The organism is Paenibacillus sp. 05T425, from assembly GCF_056396205.1.
In genome coordinates this window covers 135,905-154,736 of sequence record NZ_JBFTLA010000002.1, presented here as the reverse complement: position 1 = coordinate 154,736, position 18,832 = coordinate 135,905, and the positions used below count along the sequence as shown (strand labels likewise).

At 49.0% G+C, this 18,832-nt stretch carries 17 protein-coding genes; 5 read left to right on the top strand and 12 right to left on the bottom strand.

The annotated features are described in order from the left end of the window. Positions 1-15 precede the first annotated feature (15 nt). From iolG to AC1DF0_RS04520, 4 genes are all read left to right on the top strand, one after another. Positions 16-1,047, top strand: a complete 1,032-nt coding sequence (iolG, locus tag AC1DF0_RS04535) for an inositol 2-dehydrogenase (RefSeq protein ID WP_477573196.1) — start codon at positions 16-18, stop codon at positions 1,045-1,047. Between the two features lie 9 nt (positions 1,048-1,056). Beyond that, on the top strand, positions 1,057-1,869 hold the full coding sequence (iolB, locus tag AC1DF0_RS04530; RefSeq protein WP_477573195.1) for a 5-deoxy-glucuronate isomerase: 813 nt from the start codon (positions 1,057-1,059) through the stop codon (positions 1,867-1,869). 79 nt (positions 1,870-1,948) lie between these two features. Then, positions 1,949-2,962: a LacI family DNA-binding transcriptional regulator gene (locus AC1DF0_RS04525; protein WP_477573194.1), complete on the top strand. Its 1,014-nt coding sequence runs from the start codon at positions 1,949-1,951 to the stop codon at positions 2,960-2,962. A gap of 26 nt (positions 2,963-2,988) precedes the next feature. Continuing rightward, entirely contained in the window at positions 2,989-3,519 is a 531-nt protein-coding gene (locus AC1DF0_RS04520) for an HAD family hydrolase (RefSeq protein ID WP_337100581.1), read from the top strand. 96 nt (positions 3,520-3,615) lie between these two features. Here the strand turns inward: AC1DF0_RS04520 and AC1DF0_RS04515 are convergent, their stop codons facing one another. From AC1DF0_RS04515 to AC1DF0_RS04480, 8 genes are all read right to left on the bottom strand, one after another. Then, the gene (locus AC1DF0_RS04515; RefSeq protein ID WP_477573193.1) at positions 3,616-5,199 is read right to left on the bottom strand and encodes an ABC transporter substrate-binding protein; all 1,584 of its coding nucleotides are present in this window, start codon (positions 5,197-5,199) and stop codon (positions 3,616-3,618) included. A gap of 53 nt (positions 5,200-5,252) precedes the next feature. Continuing rightward, on the bottom strand, positions 5,253-6,140 hold the full coding sequence (locus AC1DF0_RS04510) for a carbohydrate ABC transporter permease (RefSeq protein ID WP_477573192.1): 888 nt from the start codon (positions 6,138-6,140) through the stop codon (positions 5,253-5,255). Between the two features lie 21 nt (positions 6,141-6,161). Beyond that, positions 6,162-7,082 (bottom strand): ABC transporter permease, encoded by a 921-nt coding sequence (locus AC1DF0_RS04505; RefSeq protein ID WP_477573191.1) that lies wholly within the window; start codon positions 7,080-7,082, stop codon positions 6,162-6,164. 153 nt (positions 7,083-7,235) lie between these two features. After that, positions 7,236-8,972: a sensor histidine kinase gene (locus tag AC1DF0_RS04500; RefSeq protein ID WP_477573190.1), complete on the bottom strand. Its 1,737-nt coding sequence runs from the start codon at positions 8,970-8,972 to the stop codon at positions 7,236-7,238. Between the two features lie 113 nt (positions 8,973-9,085). Continuing rightward, positions 9,086-9,865, bottom strand: a complete 780-nt coding sequence (locus tag AC1DF0_RS04495; RefSeq protein WP_477573189.1) for a GNAT family N-acetyltransferase — start codon at positions 9,863-9,865, stop codon at positions 9,086-9,088. Positions 9,866-10,020: 155 nt separating this feature from the next. Next, a complete protein-coding gene (locus tag AC1DF0_RS04490; protein WP_442048570.1) occupies positions 10,021-10,395 on the bottom strand; it encodes a hypothetical protein in 375 nt (124 codons plus the stop codon). Next, complete coding sequence (locus AC1DF0_RS04485; RefSeq protein WP_477573188.1) at positions 10,392-11,588, bottom strand: Alp7A family actin-like protein; 1,197 nt, start codon at positions 11,586-11,588, stop codon at positions 10,392-10,394. Before AC1DF0_RS04485 ends, AC1DF0_RS04490 begins: the two co-directional genes overlap by 4 nt. Before the next feature lie 320 nt (positions 11,589-11,908). After that, entirely contained in the window at positions 11,909-13,225 is a 1,317-nt protein-coding gene (locus tag AC1DF0_RS04480) for an alpha-L-fucosidase (RefSeq protein WP_477573187.1), read from the bottom strand. 117 nt (positions 13,226-13,342) lie between these two features. Here AC1DF0_RS04480 and AC1DF0_RS04475 point away from each other — a divergent pair, with 117 nt between their 5' ends. Then, positions 13,343-14,203 carry a helix-turn-helix domain-containing protein gene (locus AC1DF0_RS04475; protein ID WP_477573186.1) on the top strand — a complete coding sequence of 287 codons (861 nt, stop codon included), beginning with the start codon at positions 13,343-13,345 and terminating at the stop codon, positions 14,201-14,203. Between the two features lie 7 nt (positions 14,204-14,210). On the opposite strand, the gene AC1DF0_RS04470 is transcribed toward AC1DF0_RS04475, so the two are convergent. The 4 genes from AC1DF0_RS04470 to AC1DF0_RS04455 form a co-directional block, all read right to left on the bottom strand. After that, positions 14,211-15,341, bottom strand: a complete 1,131-nt coding sequence (locus AC1DF0_RS04470) for an SGNH/GDSL hydrolase family protein (RefSeq protein ID WP_477573185.1) — start codon at positions 15,339-15,341, stop codon at positions 14,211-14,213. A gap of 107 nt (positions 15,342-15,448) precedes the next feature. Next, positions 15,449-17,380, bottom strand: a complete 1,932-nt coding sequence (locus tag AC1DF0_RS04465; RefSeq protein WP_477573184.1) for an AraC family transcriptional regulator — start codon at positions 17,378-17,380, stop codon at positions 15,449-15,451. Between the two features lie 116 nt (positions 17,381-17,496). Next, positions 17,497-17,805 carry a putative quinol monooxygenase gene (locus AC1DF0_RS04460; RefSeq protein ID WP_442048564.1) on the bottom strand — a complete coding sequence of 103 codons (309 nt, stop codon included), beginning with the start codon at positions 17,803-17,805 and terminating at the stop codon, positions 17,497-17,499. A gap of 9 nt (positions 17,806-17,814) precedes the next feature. Then, positions 17,815-18,810 carry a helix-turn-helix transcriptional regulator gene (locus AC1DF0_RS04455; protein ID WP_477573183.1) on the bottom strand — a complete coding sequence of 332 codons (996 nt, stop codon included), beginning with the start codon at positions 18,808-18,810 and terminating at the stop codon, positions 17,815-17,817. Between the last annotated feature and the right edge of the window lie 22 nt (positions 18,811-18,832).

The window sequence follows — 18,832 nt, the reverse complement described above, 5'->3', positions numbered from 1 at the left end:
AGGTCGGACAATTAAATGAAGCAGCTTAACATAGGAATTATCGGTGCCGGACGGATTGGCAAAATCCATGCGGAGAACCTAATCCGGCACCCGCAGGCACGAGTCGTCGCAATCAGCGACCTGTTCGCGGGTCCAGAGCTGAACGAATGGGCAGCCAAACGCGGGATTCCGGCTGTCACGAACAATAGCTTGGACATTCTCGACAATCCGGACATTGATGCCGTATTCATATGCTCCTCGACGGATACGCATGTTCCGCTCATCAAGAGTGCCGCAGAGCGCGGCAAACATATTTTTTGCGAGAAGCCGGTCAGCATGGATTTGCAGCAAACGGAGGAAGCCATCGAGGCGGTTCGCCGGGCAGGCGTTCAGCTGCAGGTAGGTTTCAACCGCCGGTTCGACCACAACTTCAAGCGGGTGCGCGAGCATGTCCGTTCAGGCGCGATCGGCGATACGCACTTGATCAAGATCACTTCCCGCGATCCGGAGCCTCCTCCCGAGGCATACATCAAAGTATCCGGAGGCATCTTCATGGATATGATGATCCACGATTTCGACATGGCTCGCTTCCTGTCGGGCAGCGAGGTCGAAGAGGTGTACGCGCAAGGCAGCGTCCTCATTGATCCGGTATTCGCGGCTTACGAGGATATCGACACGGCTATCGTCACGCTGCGTTTCGCCAGCGGAGCGCTCGGCGTCATCGACTGCAGCCGTAAGGCGGCCTACGGTTACGACCAACGCGTCGAAGCCTTCGGCTCGCTCGGCTCATCGAAGGCCGAAAATGATTATCCGAATACGGCTGTCCTCACTACGGCTGGCGGCGTGCAATCCGACAAGCCGCTTCATTTCTTCTTAGAGCGCTACAGCGCCGCTTATATAGAAGAAACCGAGCAATTTATTAACTGCCTGCTGCACGGGGAGAAGGTGCCGGTCAATGGACAGGATGGCTGGCAAGCCGAGCGAATTGCCCGAGCAGCTAAGCTGTCGCTCTGCGAAGGCCGGCCGATCAAGCTGTCCGAGCTCGAGAGTACAATAGAAGGGCTGTGAGAATAGAGCATGAGCAAATTAATCGTCAAACCGCATTACAGCGGACAATCAAGCGATATTCCCTTGTTGTCGATCACGCCGCAATCCGCCGGTTGGCATCATGTTGGTTTTGAAGTGTACCGCCTAAATGCCGGAGATTCCTTCAGCAGACCGACCGGGAATGACGAAGTATGCCTAGTCCTGCTTAGCGGCAAGGCGGATGTATCCACCGCAAACGAATCATGGACCGATATTGGACAACGGATGAGCGTMTTCGAACACATTCCGCCGTATTCCGTCTATGTATCGAACGATGACCGCTTTGAGGTTACAGCTCTTACGGCGCTTGAATTGGCGGTTTGCAAGGCTCCCGGCCACGGCAGTCACCGCGCCAGACTGATTGCGCCTAACGACGTCGGCGTAGAGCTTCGCGGACAAGGAACGACGCTGCGGCATATTCATAACATATTGCCCGAGCAACAGCCGGCTGACAGCCTGCTTGTTGTAGAGGTTCTTACGCCGCAAGGACATTGGTCCAGCTATCCGCCCCACAAGCACGACGAGGATGCGCTGCCGAACGAGTCTCTTCTCGAGGAAACCTATTATTATCACGTGCAGCCGGAACAAGGCTTTGCGATTCAGCGCGTCTATACGGACGACCGTTCTCTCGATGAAACGTTGGCGGTCAAGGACGGCGAGGCCGTGCTCGTGCCAAAGGGCTATCATCCCGTCTCGGCGCCTCCGGGCTATGAGGTATACTACCTGAACGTGATGGCAGGGCCCTCGAGAGTATGGAAGTTCCGCAACGATCCCGATCATGATTGGATTGTGAATCCTCGTTAATGTTGCAATATGATCCGAATACACGGATAATTACCGAATAAGGGAGTTTCGCCCTAATTCGATAGTAATGAGGTTGGCCATGAAAGCGACCACCATATATGATGTCGCGAAGGAGGCAGGCGTCTCCATCGCGACCATTTCCAATGCCATTAACGGCAAAGGAAAAGTGAGCAAGAAGAAACAAGAAGAAATCTTTAAAGTGATGGAGCGGCTTAACTACAAGCCAAGCATCATTGCTTCTGCTCTAATGGGCAAAAAAACGTATACGATCGGTCTGCTTATACCGGATGTATCTAACCCGTTCTTCTCCGATATCGCAAGATCGGTTGAAGACTTGGCGCATAGTGAAGGCTATAGCGTTATCGTCTGCAGCACGGACAATCGTGACGAACGCGTAGAGAAGTATATACGGTTGCTGGAGCAAAAAAACGTAGACGGCATCTTAATTGGTACCGGTGCGGAGAACAGTGAAATATTAGAGCATCTATCCGAGAAATCATTCCCGATCGTCATGATCGCGAGGGAAGCGGCCGCTATGACGGCTCATAGCGTCGTGACCGACGATTTCAAGGGCGGTGCGCTCGCTGCCGAGCATTTGACCAGCCTCGGCCACGGCCATATGGCCGTGCTGGCGGAAAACTTCAAAGTAACGAGCAGCCTGGAGAGGGTGCGGGGCTTTCGGTTCGGATTATTCGAAGCCGGTCTTTCGGTTAGCGACGACGACATCGTCATGTGCGAGTCCAGCATGAAGGACGGCAAACGCGCAGCAGCCGCGTTGCTCAGCGGCGAGGAGCGGCCCACCGCGCTGTTCTGCTGCAATGATCTGCTCGCGATCGGCGCACTGCAAGCGGCCAAGGACGCCGGCATTCGCGTGCCCGAGCAGCTGTCGATCGTCGGCTTCGACGATACGATTCTATCCACGGTAACGAATCCTACGCTGACGACGATTGCTCAGCCGGTTGAACAGATGGTCAAGCTGGCATTCGGTTTGCTCATCGGCGGCACCGAGGACGAGAGCAGCATAAAACAGCGTATTGTCATGCAGCCGGAGCTGATTATTCGGGAATCTACCGGAGCCCTCGCCTCCATATAATCATTCAGAGAGCGGAGATGGGATGAATGGAGAACAAAAAGTTAATCGTATTTCTAGATAGCGGAGACACCATTGTCGACGAATCGACGGAAGTTAGAGATGCAGAAGGCATTGTCCAGCATGCGGAGCTGATCCCAGGCGCAGCCGAAATGGTTCGAACGCTCCACGAGAAAGGCTACACGCTGGCGCTCGTCGCAGACGGCGAAGCCCAATCGTTCAAAAACATGTTCATTCAGCACGGCCTGTACGACTGCTTCACCACGATGATTATTTCCGAAAATATTAAAGATCGCAAGCCTAGCCCGAAGATGTTCAAAGCGGCGATCGGCGCGCTTGATTTGTCAGAGAAGGACTTCTCCCGCACGGTTATGATCGGCAATAACTTAAGCCGTGACGTAAAGGGAGCGAATGCGCTCGGCATTACAAGCATTTTCATAAGCTGGACGCCCCGTTACCCGCATACTCCGGCAGACGAGTCGGAGCAGCCTGATTACACAGTCAGCGAGCCGCTCCAGCTCATTCCACTGATCGATAAGCTGAATTCCGAGCTCCAATAACTAGGCATAGGCATAATCATTATCCTATATATATTCAAACAAAAGACAACCTCCACCCTTATGGGCGGAGGTTGTCTTTCTGATTAGAATTGTTTATTACTGTTTCGCCAGGAAAGCATCGATTTGAGCTTGCATCTCGGCTTGAATTTTATCAATTCCCGCTGAATCCAGTTGCTTGTTCAGATCGGCAAGAGCTTTGTCGATATCTTTGATAACACCGTATTCGAGCGGAATTGCATAACGAAGCATGACGTTGCCAACGTTGGCGATTTCCGTTTTCACTTTGCTGTTGTCGAATACGAACGTTTCAAGCGCATAGTGGTAAACGTTGGATTCCCAGCCTTTAACCAGATCGGATGCTTCTTGCGGGAATGCTTCATTGTCGCGGTTAAGCGGCGAGTTGAAGTTCCAGTTAGAGAAGCCCGTGTAGTTAGGGTTTTTGTCGGTAGCTTTATATTTGTCGTCGCCAACCGGCTCATAGTGTACGCCGCTAACGCCGTACATCATCAGGTCATGGAATTCTTTATCGTTTTGCATCAGATCGATAAACATCAACGAGCGTTCTACATTTTTCGAAGTTGCATGGATCGACGTACCGTTTTGCGTAGAAATAGCGATCGACTTCTTCTTGCCTTGGTTGATGTCCGCAAGCGCTACTTCATAAGGAGAATTCTCTTGGCGCATCAAAGCCATAAGCGCTCCAAGCGTTCCGTTGTTGTGCGTGATCGATGCCGTTTTGCCTGCTTTAAAGTCTGCTTGGTGGTCGTTTTTGCTGTTTAGAACGTTTTTCGACCATGCGTTGTTATCGGCAAGATCCTTGTAATACACGAGCAGATCCTTGAACTCTTGTGTTTCATACACGTTGAATACTTGGCCTTTGTCATCCGCCAATTTGAAAGCAAACGGAAGATCAAGATCGAACATATTCCATTCTTGTTGCTGCTTCAGCAATACGCGGTCCAAGTTGTGGTATTTCCAGTCTCCCGTTTCCGGAGTGAACGGCGCAACGCCTTTCTCGTTTTGAGCAATTGCTTTCAAATAAGTCGCATACGTTTCAGGGCTGTTGATTTCAGGAAGATCGTATTTTTTGCGCAAATCTTCACGATACAAAATCAGCTTTTCTACGGATTCGCCTCTGTTTTGCGGAACCATATACACTTTGCCGTTTACTTTCGTTTGATCCCAGCTTACTTTCGGCATAGCTGCCCACGTTTGCGGCATATATTTCGTAAGCATCTCTTCCGTCAATTCCAAGAATCCGCCTTTCAGCGCTTGGTCATTGTAGCCTGCCCAGTTAGCCGAATAGATCAAGTCAAAATCTTCATTCGCCGCCAGCTTTAACGGGTACTTTTGAGCCCAGTCAGACCAGTCCAAGAACTCGCCTTCAACGGTTGCATTGATTTTTTCTTTCAACTTTTTGTTAATTTCAGCAAAAACGACGTCGTAGTCTACAGGTTTAGGACCAACAAAGATCATTTTCAGCTTTACTTCTTTGGAAGTGTCAATGGCGCCATCAGCGGCCCCATTGTCTGGAGCGTTCGTAGCGTTCCCTGCATCCGGAGCTTGTGTAGCTTCAGCAGGCGTATTCGTATTGTTGTTGTTGCCGCCACCGCATGCGCTCAAAATCATTACGAAGGTTAAAAAGAGTGCCGTCATCATTAGTCTATTTTTCTTCAACATTCAAGCCTTCCCCCTATGGTGTTCATATATTGATAAACCGGGTTTCCCCGGGCTCATCCTTTCACAGCGCCAATCGTCAAGCCTTGGACAAAGTACTTTTGTACGTATGGATAAGCTAGCAAGATCGGACCCGTTGCCACAACCGTCATCGCCATCTTCAAACTCTCGGTTGGAATAGCTGTCGTTACGACCGCCCCCGCACCCATCATCGCTTTCCGCATGCCATCCATATTGCCTAACATTTTGTATAAATAATATTGGAGCGGCATCAAGTCCTCGTTAGAAACAAACAACAGGGCATTGTACCAGTCGTTCCAATAGGCAAGCGCAAGAAACAATCCGATCGTAGCGAGAGCCGGCTTGGAGAGCGGCAGGATGAGACGAGCATAGATAACGAAGTCGTTTGCTCCATCAATTTTGGCCGATTCTACAATCGCTTCCGGAATGCCGCTCATAAACGACTTCATTACAATGATGTAGAAGACGTTGAGCATCATCGGGATGACTAGAGCCATCATCGTATCTTGCATTTTGAGGTAATTCGTAATAAGCAGATACCACGGAACTAACCCGCCATTAAACAATGTTGTAAAGAAGAAGAAGAATGAAAATTTATTGCGCCACTTGAAATCTCTTCTGGAAAGCGCATAAGCGGTCATAGAAGTGAGAAGCAAGCCGCAGAACGTACCGATTGCTGTAACAGCTATAGTCACCAGGTAGGCGTTTATCATCTCCTGGGGATACTTAAACAAAATGCTGTAGGCTTCTGTAGAGAATACGGTCGGAATAAATTGATAACCATCTGTCACTATTTTAGTTTCTTCCGTCAGCGAGGACGAAACGACAAGTATAAAGGGAAAAATACATAAGATGGCGAGAAAGATTAGAGATACATAACCGATTGCCGAAAATATTTTACGATCGAGCTGCTTTACCTTCATATTGTTACCTCCTTCATGCCGTTAGAATAGGGCCCGGTCTTTGTCATATCTGCGTACTGCATAGTTCACTGTCATAATCGTCGCGAAACCAAGCACGGATTGGAAGACGCCCGCTGCAGCCGACATGCTTATATCTCTCGATGTAATAAACGCTCTATAGACGAACGTATCGATAACGTCTGTTGAAGAGAATAACAGGCCGTTATTGCCGACCATGTTGTAGAACATTCCGAAATCACCGCGGAAGATGTTGCCGACCGCCAGAAGCACCAAAATGATAACCGTCGGGAACAGATTAGGAATCGTCACCTTCATGATTCGTTGGAAAATGTTAGCGCCGTCGATCTCGGCTGCTTCATACATTTCGGTATCAATGCTCGTAATTGCGGCCAAGTACATAACCGTTCCGTATCCGAGACCTTTCCATGCGGAAACGAGAACCAAAATATACGGCCAGTAAGCAGGGGTATTATAAATATCAATAGGCTCCATACCAATGCCTCTAAGCACAGCATTCACAGTGCCGATATCATAGTTCAACAAGTTATAAGCTATCGCACCTACAACGACCCATGAAATAAAGTAAGGCAGGAACAACGCCGATTGCGTAAGCTTCCGGAACCATTTGCCGCCGACTTCAAACAACATGATCGCTGCAAATATTTGCAGAGCGTTGTTCACGACGATAAACGCAATATTGTACAACGCCGTATTTCGCGTTACCCGCCAAGCGTCTCCCGATTCAAAGAAATAGCGGAAGTTGTCAAATCCGTTCCATGCGCTTCCAAATATGCCCCCAGCGTAATCGTAATTCTTGAAAGCAATAATGATACCCGCCATTGGGATGTAAGCAAACAGAAAGAAAAATAAAGTGGCTGGCGCCAGCATCAATAACAGTATTTTATATTTTTTCAAATCGCTCCAAAAAGTATGCTTATTCATAGTTGCTCTCCTCTCTTCTCTATATGGCTCATTATAAAACGATGGGTTAGTCGAAATAATTCAGCCAAACAACTAAACATAATACTAATTCAACGATTCGCACAAAAAAAATAAACTCATGTTCCATTTAGGAACATGAGCCTATCCACTATGTTACGTTTCGTTATCTTCTCGAATTTCCGCATTATCAACCGGTAGAATAATTTGAACGGTCGTCCCCGCTCCGAAATAGCTGCCGATATGAATGCCGAAATCATTGCCGTACCGAAGCTTAATTCGTTCTTCCACGTTCTTCAGGCCGTAGCTGTCGGAATGCAAGGAGCTTGACCGCATGTTTCTTAATGTGTCAGCCCGCATGCCGATCCCGTTATCAATGACCTTTAGTTCAATGCGGTCGCCAAGCCGCTTTCCTGTAATACGGATCGCAATGGTGCTTCCGAACCAGGCATGCTTGAATATGTTTTCCACGAACGGCTGCAAAATCAACTTAATGATAGGGACATGCAAAATGTCAGGATCCACATCGATATAAATCTTAAAGGCATCCGCATACTTCACTCTTTGGATTTCAAGATACTGCTTCACTTGCTCTAACTCATTTTCAAGCGAAATATACACATTTCCTTGGTTTAACGTCAGTCGATAAAACTTGGAGAGGCCTTGCACCATATTCGTAACCTTCTCGACTTCCCCCAAATTAGCCAAGCTGCCGATCGTCGACAGCGTATTGTACAGAAAATGCGGATTAATCTGGGCTTGAAGCACATCGAGCTCCGCTTGCTTCTTCTGAATGCCCTGCTCGTAGACGTTTCGGATCAGCTCTTGAAGGCTGGCAGCCATTTGGTTAAAGGCATTGGCAATATAGACGAACTCATCGTTCCCCGCAAATCCGATCCTTTTGTAAAAGTTGCCTTCCTGAAACGATCGTACCAAGGAAATGATACGCTTGATTTTTTTGCCGGAAATACGGGCAACCAGGAAGCCGATAAAAGCCATAACTAAGAAGCTGATCATACAAACGGTGCCGATCACCTGCTGCATTCGGCTCGCGTCTTTGTTTAAATAACTGTTCGGCACCCGCGCCTTGATGACATAGCCCGTTAACGAAATGTCCTCGCTAATGTTCAAGTAAGAACCTTGCTTCGCCTTTTCGTTCATAACGCCTTGTTCATAGATGGCCAATCCGGTTGAGCTTTCAATCAAACGAAGATCCATGCCCTGTTCAATCGGAAAAGAGCTGAAATCACCGAACAGCTCGTCGATCCTCGCCGTGACGCGAATATAGCCGATAACAGCGGTAGCTGCGTTCGAAGAAACGAGTTTCCGGAAATACGAAATGTTGCCCAGCTGACTGTCGGTATCCACTTGCAGCCAGACGCTGTCTTGGTTATTCGTAACGATCGATTTAAACCAATCCGTATTTTCGATCGCATGATGAGAAAGGACGTAATAATCGCTTCTGCCGATCGGCGTCGACATGTCGTCGCCGTCAATTTCAAGCATCGTCTCATTGACGGTATAGAGCACTAATCTCAGCTTGTTCCCATACAATTGCAACGGGGCTTTCATGTAAGGAACGATATTATCACGCATTTCGAGCATGTTCTCCAGAGGCTCTCCCCTGAACTGAAGAGCGTTCTGAAAGGTCGTGCTGTTATACAGGGAACTGGCCATTCGCACGATTTCATCCGTCTGGTATTCGAGATTGTTCCTTGTCTGCTTCAAAGACGTCCGGACATTCGTTTCCGCCATTTCCGTCCTGGAATCAATGAGCATCGTATATGCGATATAACCAATCAGCAAATCGGTCAGCAATACAAGAATAAGATAAGGAATCATCATCTTATAGGTGAACGGGATATACTTTTTACTGGACAACAGCCTTTCCATAATCATGCTCCCTTGTATCTGCGTCAATGATTTTGAATCCATTCTACATGGAAAAGAAAAGGGCTACTAGCCTTACCTTAATTATTTCCATTCTCCGAGCTCTAATGACCACACTAACCGATAGCTTTTACTTCGATGTTTAGTAGTCTTGTTTTTGTAACCATGCCTCCGCTTTCCAACGTTCGTTTGGAGGCCTCGTTATAATACCAGCAACCGCATATCGGCTTAATACCATGAGCATGACACCACTTGCGCAATTGTATGATCATTGTTTTTCCTACCCCTTGTTTTCTGAAGGCATCATTGGTAAACATCCCTATACTGGCTACTCCATCGAACATGTTGGACCTTTCGATTAGCCCAATTCCAAGCAAATCAGCGTTTCTGTAATAGACGAATAACTCGCCTTTGACAATCCACTGATCATACTGGTCGAGAAAATCCCCGCAAACCTGCTCAACCATCTCAAGATCGCCTTCAGAAGCAAGTCGGAACACTTCGCCATCTCCGAGATCGATTGGCATGCTAACCCCGCTATCTTGGAAAAAGTAGGCCTGCTTCTGTATTGTAAAGTCTTGATCCAACGCCAAGCTAATGAATAACTCGTCGCAGGTCGGAACGAATAGAAACGTAATTGAATGGTTTTCTATCGCTTGAAGGAACAGCTTCTGGGCGTGCATTTGATACGGGCGGCGGATATAAAACTGTGTCAGCCGCTCGTTGTTATGGATTGCAAAATAACCCGCTTCTCGCGAATCGTCGTCTTGAATCAGGTAAAAATCGGATGAAGCAATATGCTCCTCCAAAAAAGAATCGAATGGCGAAGACAGCCCCTCCAAATATTCTTTCACGAGATGGTTAACGTCCTCCATCGTGCATGCTTTAACGATCATATTTTCTCTTCCCCCTGTATCGTTCCTTTTCATTAACTTGATTCTATAATAATTCCTCCTCACTTTATAGCCATATCGACCCGCTTAGCGAGTTCATGCAAAAAATAAGAGGCACCCTGGGCGAGTGCCTCTTAATCTATCTTGTCTCATCCGTTTCACTGCCGATCATGCAGCAGCTTACCGGCATTTCGCGCTGCCTGTCTAAGAATGTCCTGCGGGCTAAACGGTTTCTGCACGACCTGCGCAACGTCGCCGCGATGAACAGTATCCGGAATTTCATTGGATTCCTCAATGGATTCGTTCGGAAGATCATCCCCTTGTATAGCTGCTTCCTCGATTGCAGACGTTGCCACTGCCTCTTGTTGCCCGAGAATATGCCCGATTAGAATGTCCATAATCCCCTGACTGAAGATGCCTTCCGCCTTTAAGCGGTTCAAATAGCGTATGACCTCCGGCGGCGTATCCGTCGGTATGTATAACGTTACATCCTTCCCGGGCGCGACCATGACCATCGAACGTCTTTTTTTCAATCCTTCTCGCTCCCGCTTTGATCTTCAGCAGCCGCTTCGTCCCGCGCAGCCGCAGCACTCTCCCCCGCTCCAAGGGCATGAGACAACAAGAAGAAGGTTCCTCGCACGTTGCGGAGCTGGCTCACTTCCGATTGATCGAATCGAATCGGCAATCCCAACTCTGCATTAAGCTTCTCGATCCATGGCTGCAGAACGACAGATCCCCCTCCAATAAACCAAAATTCATTCGCGTACCTGGCATGCTTCCAAGCGTTGCGAGCATACTTTAGCACCTTTTCCGCCAAAATACGCATATGTCGGTTAACAAGCTCCGTCATATCAAAGGCCACTTTGCCTTCCGCGTAGATCGCATATTCTTTATTCACCAACATTAACGTCAGCTCGGCCGTACTCGAAATCAGTTCTTCCCCTTGCGCGTTGACCTCATTGCGGATATTTTCCAGCGCGTTGTTCAGATAAATCTTGGCACCCGTCGAATAGCGCTGGTCGAGATCGAGTCCCGGCCGGAAAAAAGCGATATCCATATCCACTCCTCCGACGTCGGCTATGCCGAACCCTTTCATCGATAGATGGGCCTTGGAGGAAGCTTCCATATCATAAACCCCGGATACGTCATCAATGCTAATGTCGCTCGGCAGCAGCATCTCCATCTCAACCGTCACCCCCTTGAATACCGGTGTGGTGATGAATGTAACACTATGCACGCCTGCCGTAATTTTATCCGCATATTCCTCGCGAAACTTCGCGATTTCTTGAATGGGCAACCCTGTACCCAGGTTGACCTTGGCCTTGATCCGATTTTTGCCCCGCTTAATGTCATCCTCATGCTTACTCGCAACTGCGTAGGCCGCAGCTGTCAACAACGTAACCATCGTTTCTTGACGCTGTGCTTTCTTTTGCACCGCCTTATCCCCGATGATCTCATGTACAATCCCTCCATCGCCGATGGCCAAATTGCCGACATAGACATGGCGGTACTGGTCTGTCTGGACTGCCGGAGAGACGATCTGCACGTCTAGAAAATCAAGCGGATCTCCTTGATCCATTAATAAATATCGTTCGCCGAAAGGCTGTGCTACAACATTGGGAAAAATGAACTGATTGCTCAAGTCGTCGTAAATGCCCTTTATGTGACTGCTTCCGTTATCGATTGCTAATACGATGGTGGTGGTAAGACTATCCGGTTTCGCCATTCTATCGATCTCCCCCAACCTTTTGATATATATAATAGGTTCGTAGGCGAGGTGGATTTTATGGGTAATATTAGAAAATCTTCATTTAGAGGGTTTCAAATCGCGGACGTGAAAAAAATTTAGGCTTTAAACAGTAAACTTTAAACTTTACCTTTTAACCTTTAAACTTTAACGTTTGGACTTTGAGATTTAACCTTTAAGATTTATGCAAAAAAGCCGCAAGCGGAACTCCTGATTTAAGGCGTCCTGCTTGCGGCTTATAATATAGCTTTAACCCTTTCCCAAAATGCTGTGATGCCTCCATGTTGCTGCTTATTGCATTAGTCGTTCAGCGTAATCTCAACTACGGTATTGCGCTCGTCCGGGAGCGGATACGTGTAATGCTCGGGCTGCGCGAAATTGAAGAACGCGTCATTCGTATAAAGACTGGCGTTCCATGGGCGCGTGACGAACAGCTCCGCGCCATCCGCCAGCAGCCTCGCGCTCTTCACGCGGTCTCCTAGACCGGCCAGGTTAACGGGGCCCACGCTCTCCTCAAGCAAATGCGCATACAGCTTATTGCCTTTGCGCGTATACCGTCCCCAATCCGGCTTCGACAGGCCAGCTTCACCGCAGCCGTATATGCTGTCACCGTTTTTACGGAGCCATTCGCCGACCTCCTCCAGCACGTCCAACGACTGCCGCGGAATTTCGCCCTTCGCGTCCGGTCCAACGTTCAGCAGCAGATTGCCGTTCTTGCTGACGCATTCGACCAGCTTGCGAATCACCGTCTTGGCGCTCTTATAAGTGTGATCGGTCGCGCTGTAGCCCCAGTTGTTGTTCAGCGTAATGCATGCTTCCCAAGGAATCGAGTTTCCTTCATTGTCCGTAATGCCTTGCGGAGGAATAATCTGCTCCGGCGAAGCGAAATCGCCCGAGTAAACGCTCGGCTTGTTCGTATAGATCGAACCGCCTTCTTCGCCGCTGGCATCCAGACGGTTATCGATAATGATGTGCGGCTGGATGGAACGAATCGTTTCCATCAGATCGGTCGCCCGCCACTTCTCGCCCCTCATATCGTCATAAGAGAAATCGAACCACATGATATCAAGCTTGCCGTAATCGGTCAGCAGCTCGCGTACTTGCCCATGCATAAAGTCGAGATAAACGCCGAAACGCTCAGGATCGCGTTTGTACGCTTCATTGTCGCGCATCGGGTGAATGCGATCGCCGTAAGCCGGGTAATCGGGATGATACCAGTCCAGCAGCGAATAGTACAACCCGACCTTCAGCCCTTCCTCGCGGAAAGCATCAAGGAACTCCCTCACTAGGTCACGGCCGCAGGTCGTATTGGTCGACTTGTAATCGGTGAGCTTGCTGTCGAACAGACAGAAGCCGTCATGATGTTTAGCCGTCAGAACCGCATATTTCATGCCCGCCGCCTTCGCTGCTTTGGCCCAAGCCTTCGGATCGTAACGTTCGGGATTGAATTCGTCAAAATATTTCTGGTACTCTTCATTGGTCATGCGCTCGGCGTTGCGAACCCACTCCCCGCGAGCGGGAATGGCGTACAATCCCCAGTGGATGAACATGCCGAAGCGATCTTGAAGAAACCATTCCGTGCGTTCAGTTCGTTGCTGAATAAAAGATTGGCTCATTGTCGTTTAACGCCTCCATACATCGAATATATGCTTAGTCTATCAACGATTTGTGATAAGCTATAGACAATAGATTAGCCTGTATGGGGATTAAATTAACTACTTCGAGGTGTCGGAATGCCGCATCAATCCAATTTCGCGCTGCTCAGCGAGATGCTCCAGCAGCTGCAAGTCAGTCTGGTCGAGGCGTATTATACGGAATGCACGCCGCAATGGCGCGAGCTGGATTATGTGCCGTCCTACAACAAGTTTTATTTCATCTGTGACGGAGAAGGCCGGCTCCAGATCGATGGTCAAGCGTATAGCCCGGTTGCCGGCCAATTATGTCATATGCCTGCACATGTCCTGCAGTCTTATTCCGCGGTGAGCGATCGGCCGTACAAAAAATATTGGTGCCATTTCACGGCGACGATGGGCGGACTCGATCTGTTCCAATGGGTCGACGTGCCTCATTTATTGACGGTGCCTCCGGACCGGAGGGACGAGCTGTCTGCCTTGTTCGGGGAACTGGCAGCGCTCCACGGCGATAGCGGATGGCTGGCGCGCGTTCGCGAGAAGGCGGTGCTGCTGGAGGTTATCGCCTTCTTCTTGTTGGAGTCAAATCCGCAGCTCCGCATCGTGCCGGGACGCCGTGATGAAATCGAACGGCTCCGGCAAATTGAGGCGTTCATCGAGGCCAACCTATCCGAAGCTTTGACGCTGGATCAAATCTCGAAGCATGTCCATTTGCATCCGAATTATCTTGTACGTTATTTCAATAAACATTTTGCCGTATCGCCGCTGAAATATTTGAACCGCAAACGGATGCAGCACGCCAGAACACTGCTCGGCACAACCCGCTTAAGTATCAAGGAGGTTGCCGAGCAGGTGGGTTTTCCGGATACGAATCATTTCGCCAAAGCTTTCCGCAAGGAAGTGAGCTGCTCGCCAACCGAGTATCGCTTGCGGTTGACCGAGCAGAGCCAGAGACCAACCTGACCACCGTCTAACTTTCCGACAAAATTGTCTTGATATACTCCGTCAACGCCTTTGCCGCATGTTGATGGGCTAATAAGCCTGGGTGGTTTCTTGCGCCTACGGTTTCATCCGTCATAATCGGAAGCTGGAACACCGACACCTTTCGATCTCCCGTTTCCTTGACGTAAGTATCCACAGCGCGGCAGATTGCGGGCATCATTGGTATGCCTAACATCCCGTATGCCCAAACGATATGTGCGTGATTATTATATTTTCTAACTTTAACGAGGAAGTGCTCAGCAGCCCGTTCAAAGGCCCTAATGTCCTCTTCCATGTAACTGCCGTCTTCATTTAGCCGCTGTTTGAACGTTTCCCCCGTAGACTCGTCTCGCCATTCCGGCGAACGAAAAGCMCCGCCATCATTTGTTCCTAGATTGACGACCACGACATCCGGCTGCCAAGCATCAAAATCATTTTTCTCAAATGCGCCTAGCGCTTCATTTTTCGCTCCGGTAAGAAGTCCGCAAACCTGTTCATAATAATCGGGGATATTCGCTCGCGGATTGTTATCCCAGCTTGACAGCACGCCCCATCCGCTTTGGGAAAGGATTCGATATTCGGCATTTAAAGCTTCTGCGGTAATCGTGCTGTAATTGTTGATTGCGCTGAACCACATCGGAATCCAGTCGCTTTCCGCTTTCGCCCCAATAGCTCCTTCACCCGAAGTAATGCTGTCTCCAATGAACTCAAGCTTATAGGGCCTGTTCGGGACAGGCATAAATTCACCGTTGCCCTTCACGGCATGAATCTGCATCGAGCAGCCTGGATCTGCGCCCATCGCCTGCACATCTTTAACGACACGCACATTTTTTGAAGCGCTTTCATTCATGCCCCTGAATAAGCAAACCCAGTACCTTCCGGTGGTTAACATTTGTCTGCTTACGGGAACACCGTTAATTAAGATGCTTATCCAAGGCTCGTAATGATTATAGGCAACCTCGAATTCAATCCATAGCTCAGAGCCTGTTGCATTTAGCTCAATCCCGCTTCCCGTCCAGAACAACGTTAAGGGAGCGACATTACCCGTTGTTCGGCCGTGAACCTTTAAATGATTGATATCCGATAGAGCGTGTATCTTTAATTGTGTATTTTCCATCATTGATTTTCCCTTCTATTTGTTCTCTCAGCTTAGTTTAACAGGATTTACCACGGAGTAAATAGTGCCGATGTAAAAGAAAAGACACCCGATCGGGTGTCTTTATCTTGTTAGAGGTTTGTCAGCCAGGCAGCCAACTCTTCCGTCTGACTCAGAATAGCAATCGGATCCCAGTAGTTGGAACGATCGCTTGTCCATAAAAAAACACGATCGTTTTTGACTGCAGGAAGCGTGCCCCAGATCGGGTCGGCCTTGAATTGATCCAACGTTTTGGAATCGGAGGTCAGAATAATATAATCACCCGCATACTTCGGCAATACTTCCGCAGAGATGGAAGCCCAACCCGGGTCGGCCATCTCGGCAGCGATTTCGGCGGGAGGCTTGAATCCGAATCCATTATATATCGGCTGACCGCCCTTGCCGAAGTCCGTTCCAACGGCCATGATGTCTTTATCGCTTGTTTCAATAACCGAAAACGTACTTTCTGCTGGAACAACCTTTAATACGTTCTCCTTGGCAGTAGCGATACGGCTGTCGTACTCGGCGAGCCAGTCTTTCGCCTTGTCTTCTTGGCCAAGCAGCTCGCCGAAATAAGCGACCTCCTCGTGTACCGTTTTTAGAGAAGCGTACGGAATGACGACAGTAGGGGCAATTTTCGCCATCTGTTCATTCAGCTCCGGATAGAAATCATCCATAATAATCAAATCCGGTTCAAGCGACAAGATTTTCTCTACGTTGCCATTGCCTTCCCCTATATTCTCAACGTCTTTCAAATATTGATTGAAATAAGGATTTTTAATATGATGATCGGATGTTCCGATAGGCGTAATGCCAAGCGTAATCAAGCTGCCCAGATATTCTCCTGCCACAATTCGTTTGGGCTGAGTGGGCACTTCTACATCACCGTTAACCGTTTTAACGACTTTGGTCTGCGGCTGCACTGATGCGGCCGGCGTATCGCTTGGACTTGGCGGCTGCGATGTCGCTGTCTCCGAATTGCCATTCGTGCCGCATGCGCTTAGCAACAAAATGAGGCTTAACAGTGCCGATGCCAGCGCAGCCCGTGAATGTTTAAACATGAATAAATCTTCCTCTCCGTTACCATTATACTGATAATGATTATCAATAATATCAGTATAGTTAACTGGTTCTTGGAGGACAATGGAGGATTCCATGGTTATGGAAGGACAATCTTCTAGTTTCTTCTTCTCGGCATACACGTCTCTATAGCGTATGGGGGACACGCCTTTGTGCTTTTTGAACAGTCTGCTCAAATAGCTCGGGTCTTGATAGCCGACGCCAACTGCTATCTCCTTCAGCGTAGCATCCGTTTCAAGCAGCAGTGAAGCAGCTTTATCGATGCGCACCTTGATCAAATAATCAATCGGACTAAGCCCTGTACGGACTTTGAAGTAGGAAGATAAATGGGCAACGCTGTAGTTCAGACTTTCAGATAGTGAATCCAGCGATATGGGATCCGCATAATGTTTATGGATGATGGCGGCGATCTGGGCGGCCAGATCACGCTTAACCGAGCCTAAACCCTGAGCCTTCATTTGATGTAGCAGCTCATGTACAAACTGATAGAGTAAAGTTCGAACGCGCAAACGAACAAGCGGCTGCTGTTTGTTCCATTCCTTAAGCATTTGGCTCATTGTACGGTGCAGTTCAATTGGATTGTCCGGCATCATACTGTATGAATGATCAAAGAGGCGACCCTGCTCGAATAGCGCGGTGAGCTCTGTTGGTACTGGGGGATGTATACTGCCTTTATAATAAACGCTATAGTAATCCAGGCCCTCGCTGCCCGCGACCAGGTCGAGAACAGCGCCTTTACCTGCATGAAGCACTGTAAAGCGCTGCATGCGATGAAATTCCGTTCCCAGATTAACGGTGGCATTCCCTCGAATCGACATAAGAAACAAACTTGAGGGTACATGATAAGAGCGTATAGATTCGCCTGCTTTAACCGTGATACGACGAATATCTATGACTTTGCAGTTCACATGATTCCATAGAGCAATCAAATCATCGATGTTCATGCCACGCCCCCGCTCTGCCCTTAGCATTTCGCCTTACTTACACGGTAAGGTTCTCTGTATCACTATAACAGTTAAAGGCCAGGCTATCCATTTAGCAAGACCTATTCGTCAGGCCGTTATATGCCCAATCCCTTACCGCCAACGGGACGGAGTCGAACCGGCTCGACGCCTGCAATTAAAGGCCGTGCTCGCTGAATAACAGCCAGTACTTCTTCGTTCTTGAGAGAGTCGGCATGAGCCTCGGCATCGCGCCACAGCTCAGTGACCCAGATCGCATCGGGATCATCTACGGATTCATTGATAATATAAAGCTCGCAGCCCTCCATATGATCGAGGCTACTCGAAGCTTCCAACAATAATGCTACGAGTTCGTCCCGTTTCCCAGGGTGAGCCGTTAATTTTCCGAGCAAAGTAAACTTGTTCATCTCATTTCTTCATCCTTTCTTATCCTCTATTTTTATTTGCATCGCTTCGTAGTGCTTGTACATTTCGAGACTGACCTCGGCCATTCTGTCGATTAGCATTTGCGGTTCAAGTATTTCTAGAGACCTCCCGTACGGAAGAAGGAAATACGGCACGTATGTCTTCAGCGACAGCTCCCCTAGCTTAAAGAGGGCTTCACCGGGCTGCCTTCGTTCGATTAGCGCATGCCCGAATAGCCAATGCTTGCATAGCTCGTTAATAGCGTGTTCGTGTCCCTGGAGTCTTACACGGACTAGCGTCTCGGCGTCGAGCGAATCCGGGAGCAAAGATCGCAAGAGGAAATCCCTTGCGGAAAAAGCGGCCGGACGTTCAAAGCGGGTATCCGTCGCTTCCAGACGAACGATCCGATCCACGCGGAAGCTGCGGATCTCTTGCCGTAGACGGCAAAATCCAACAACATACCATATCCCTTTCCAATGCACGATGCCATAGGGATCGATGACTCGATTGCCGGGACTAAGCTCAGGTCCTTTGGCATAGTCCATATTCAGGGACTTTCCTCGGGCTGCAGCCTCCTCTAACCGTTGAAGCAACTCAAGCTCTCTCGAGTCTGTAGGTGTCTGGATGACGGCAAGCCCATCACTATGCCTGTTAATCCATTCGAGCTGCTCCTCATTGGTGTATCGCTTCAGCTTATCGACCGCTCGGGTTAGCGCGTCCGTGAACGGATAACCCGCTTCCCGGGCGAATATGGACGCGTGCACGAGCGCCTTCTGCTCTTCGTTATCGAAGAGCAGCGGGGAATCGACGAATTCGCCCAGCAGCCGGTAACCTCCGTTCGGGCCGGAGTCGGCAATAATCGGGGCTCCGCTCGCGCACAATGAATCAATGCATCGATATACGGTGCGAACATGAATCTCCAAATTGTCCGCCAGCTGTTGCGCCGTCACTCGCTTTCCTGAGCGAAGCAGCCATAGAATGGACAGCATATTATCCGCTTTGGACATGCCGTTCTTCACTCCCTAAGAC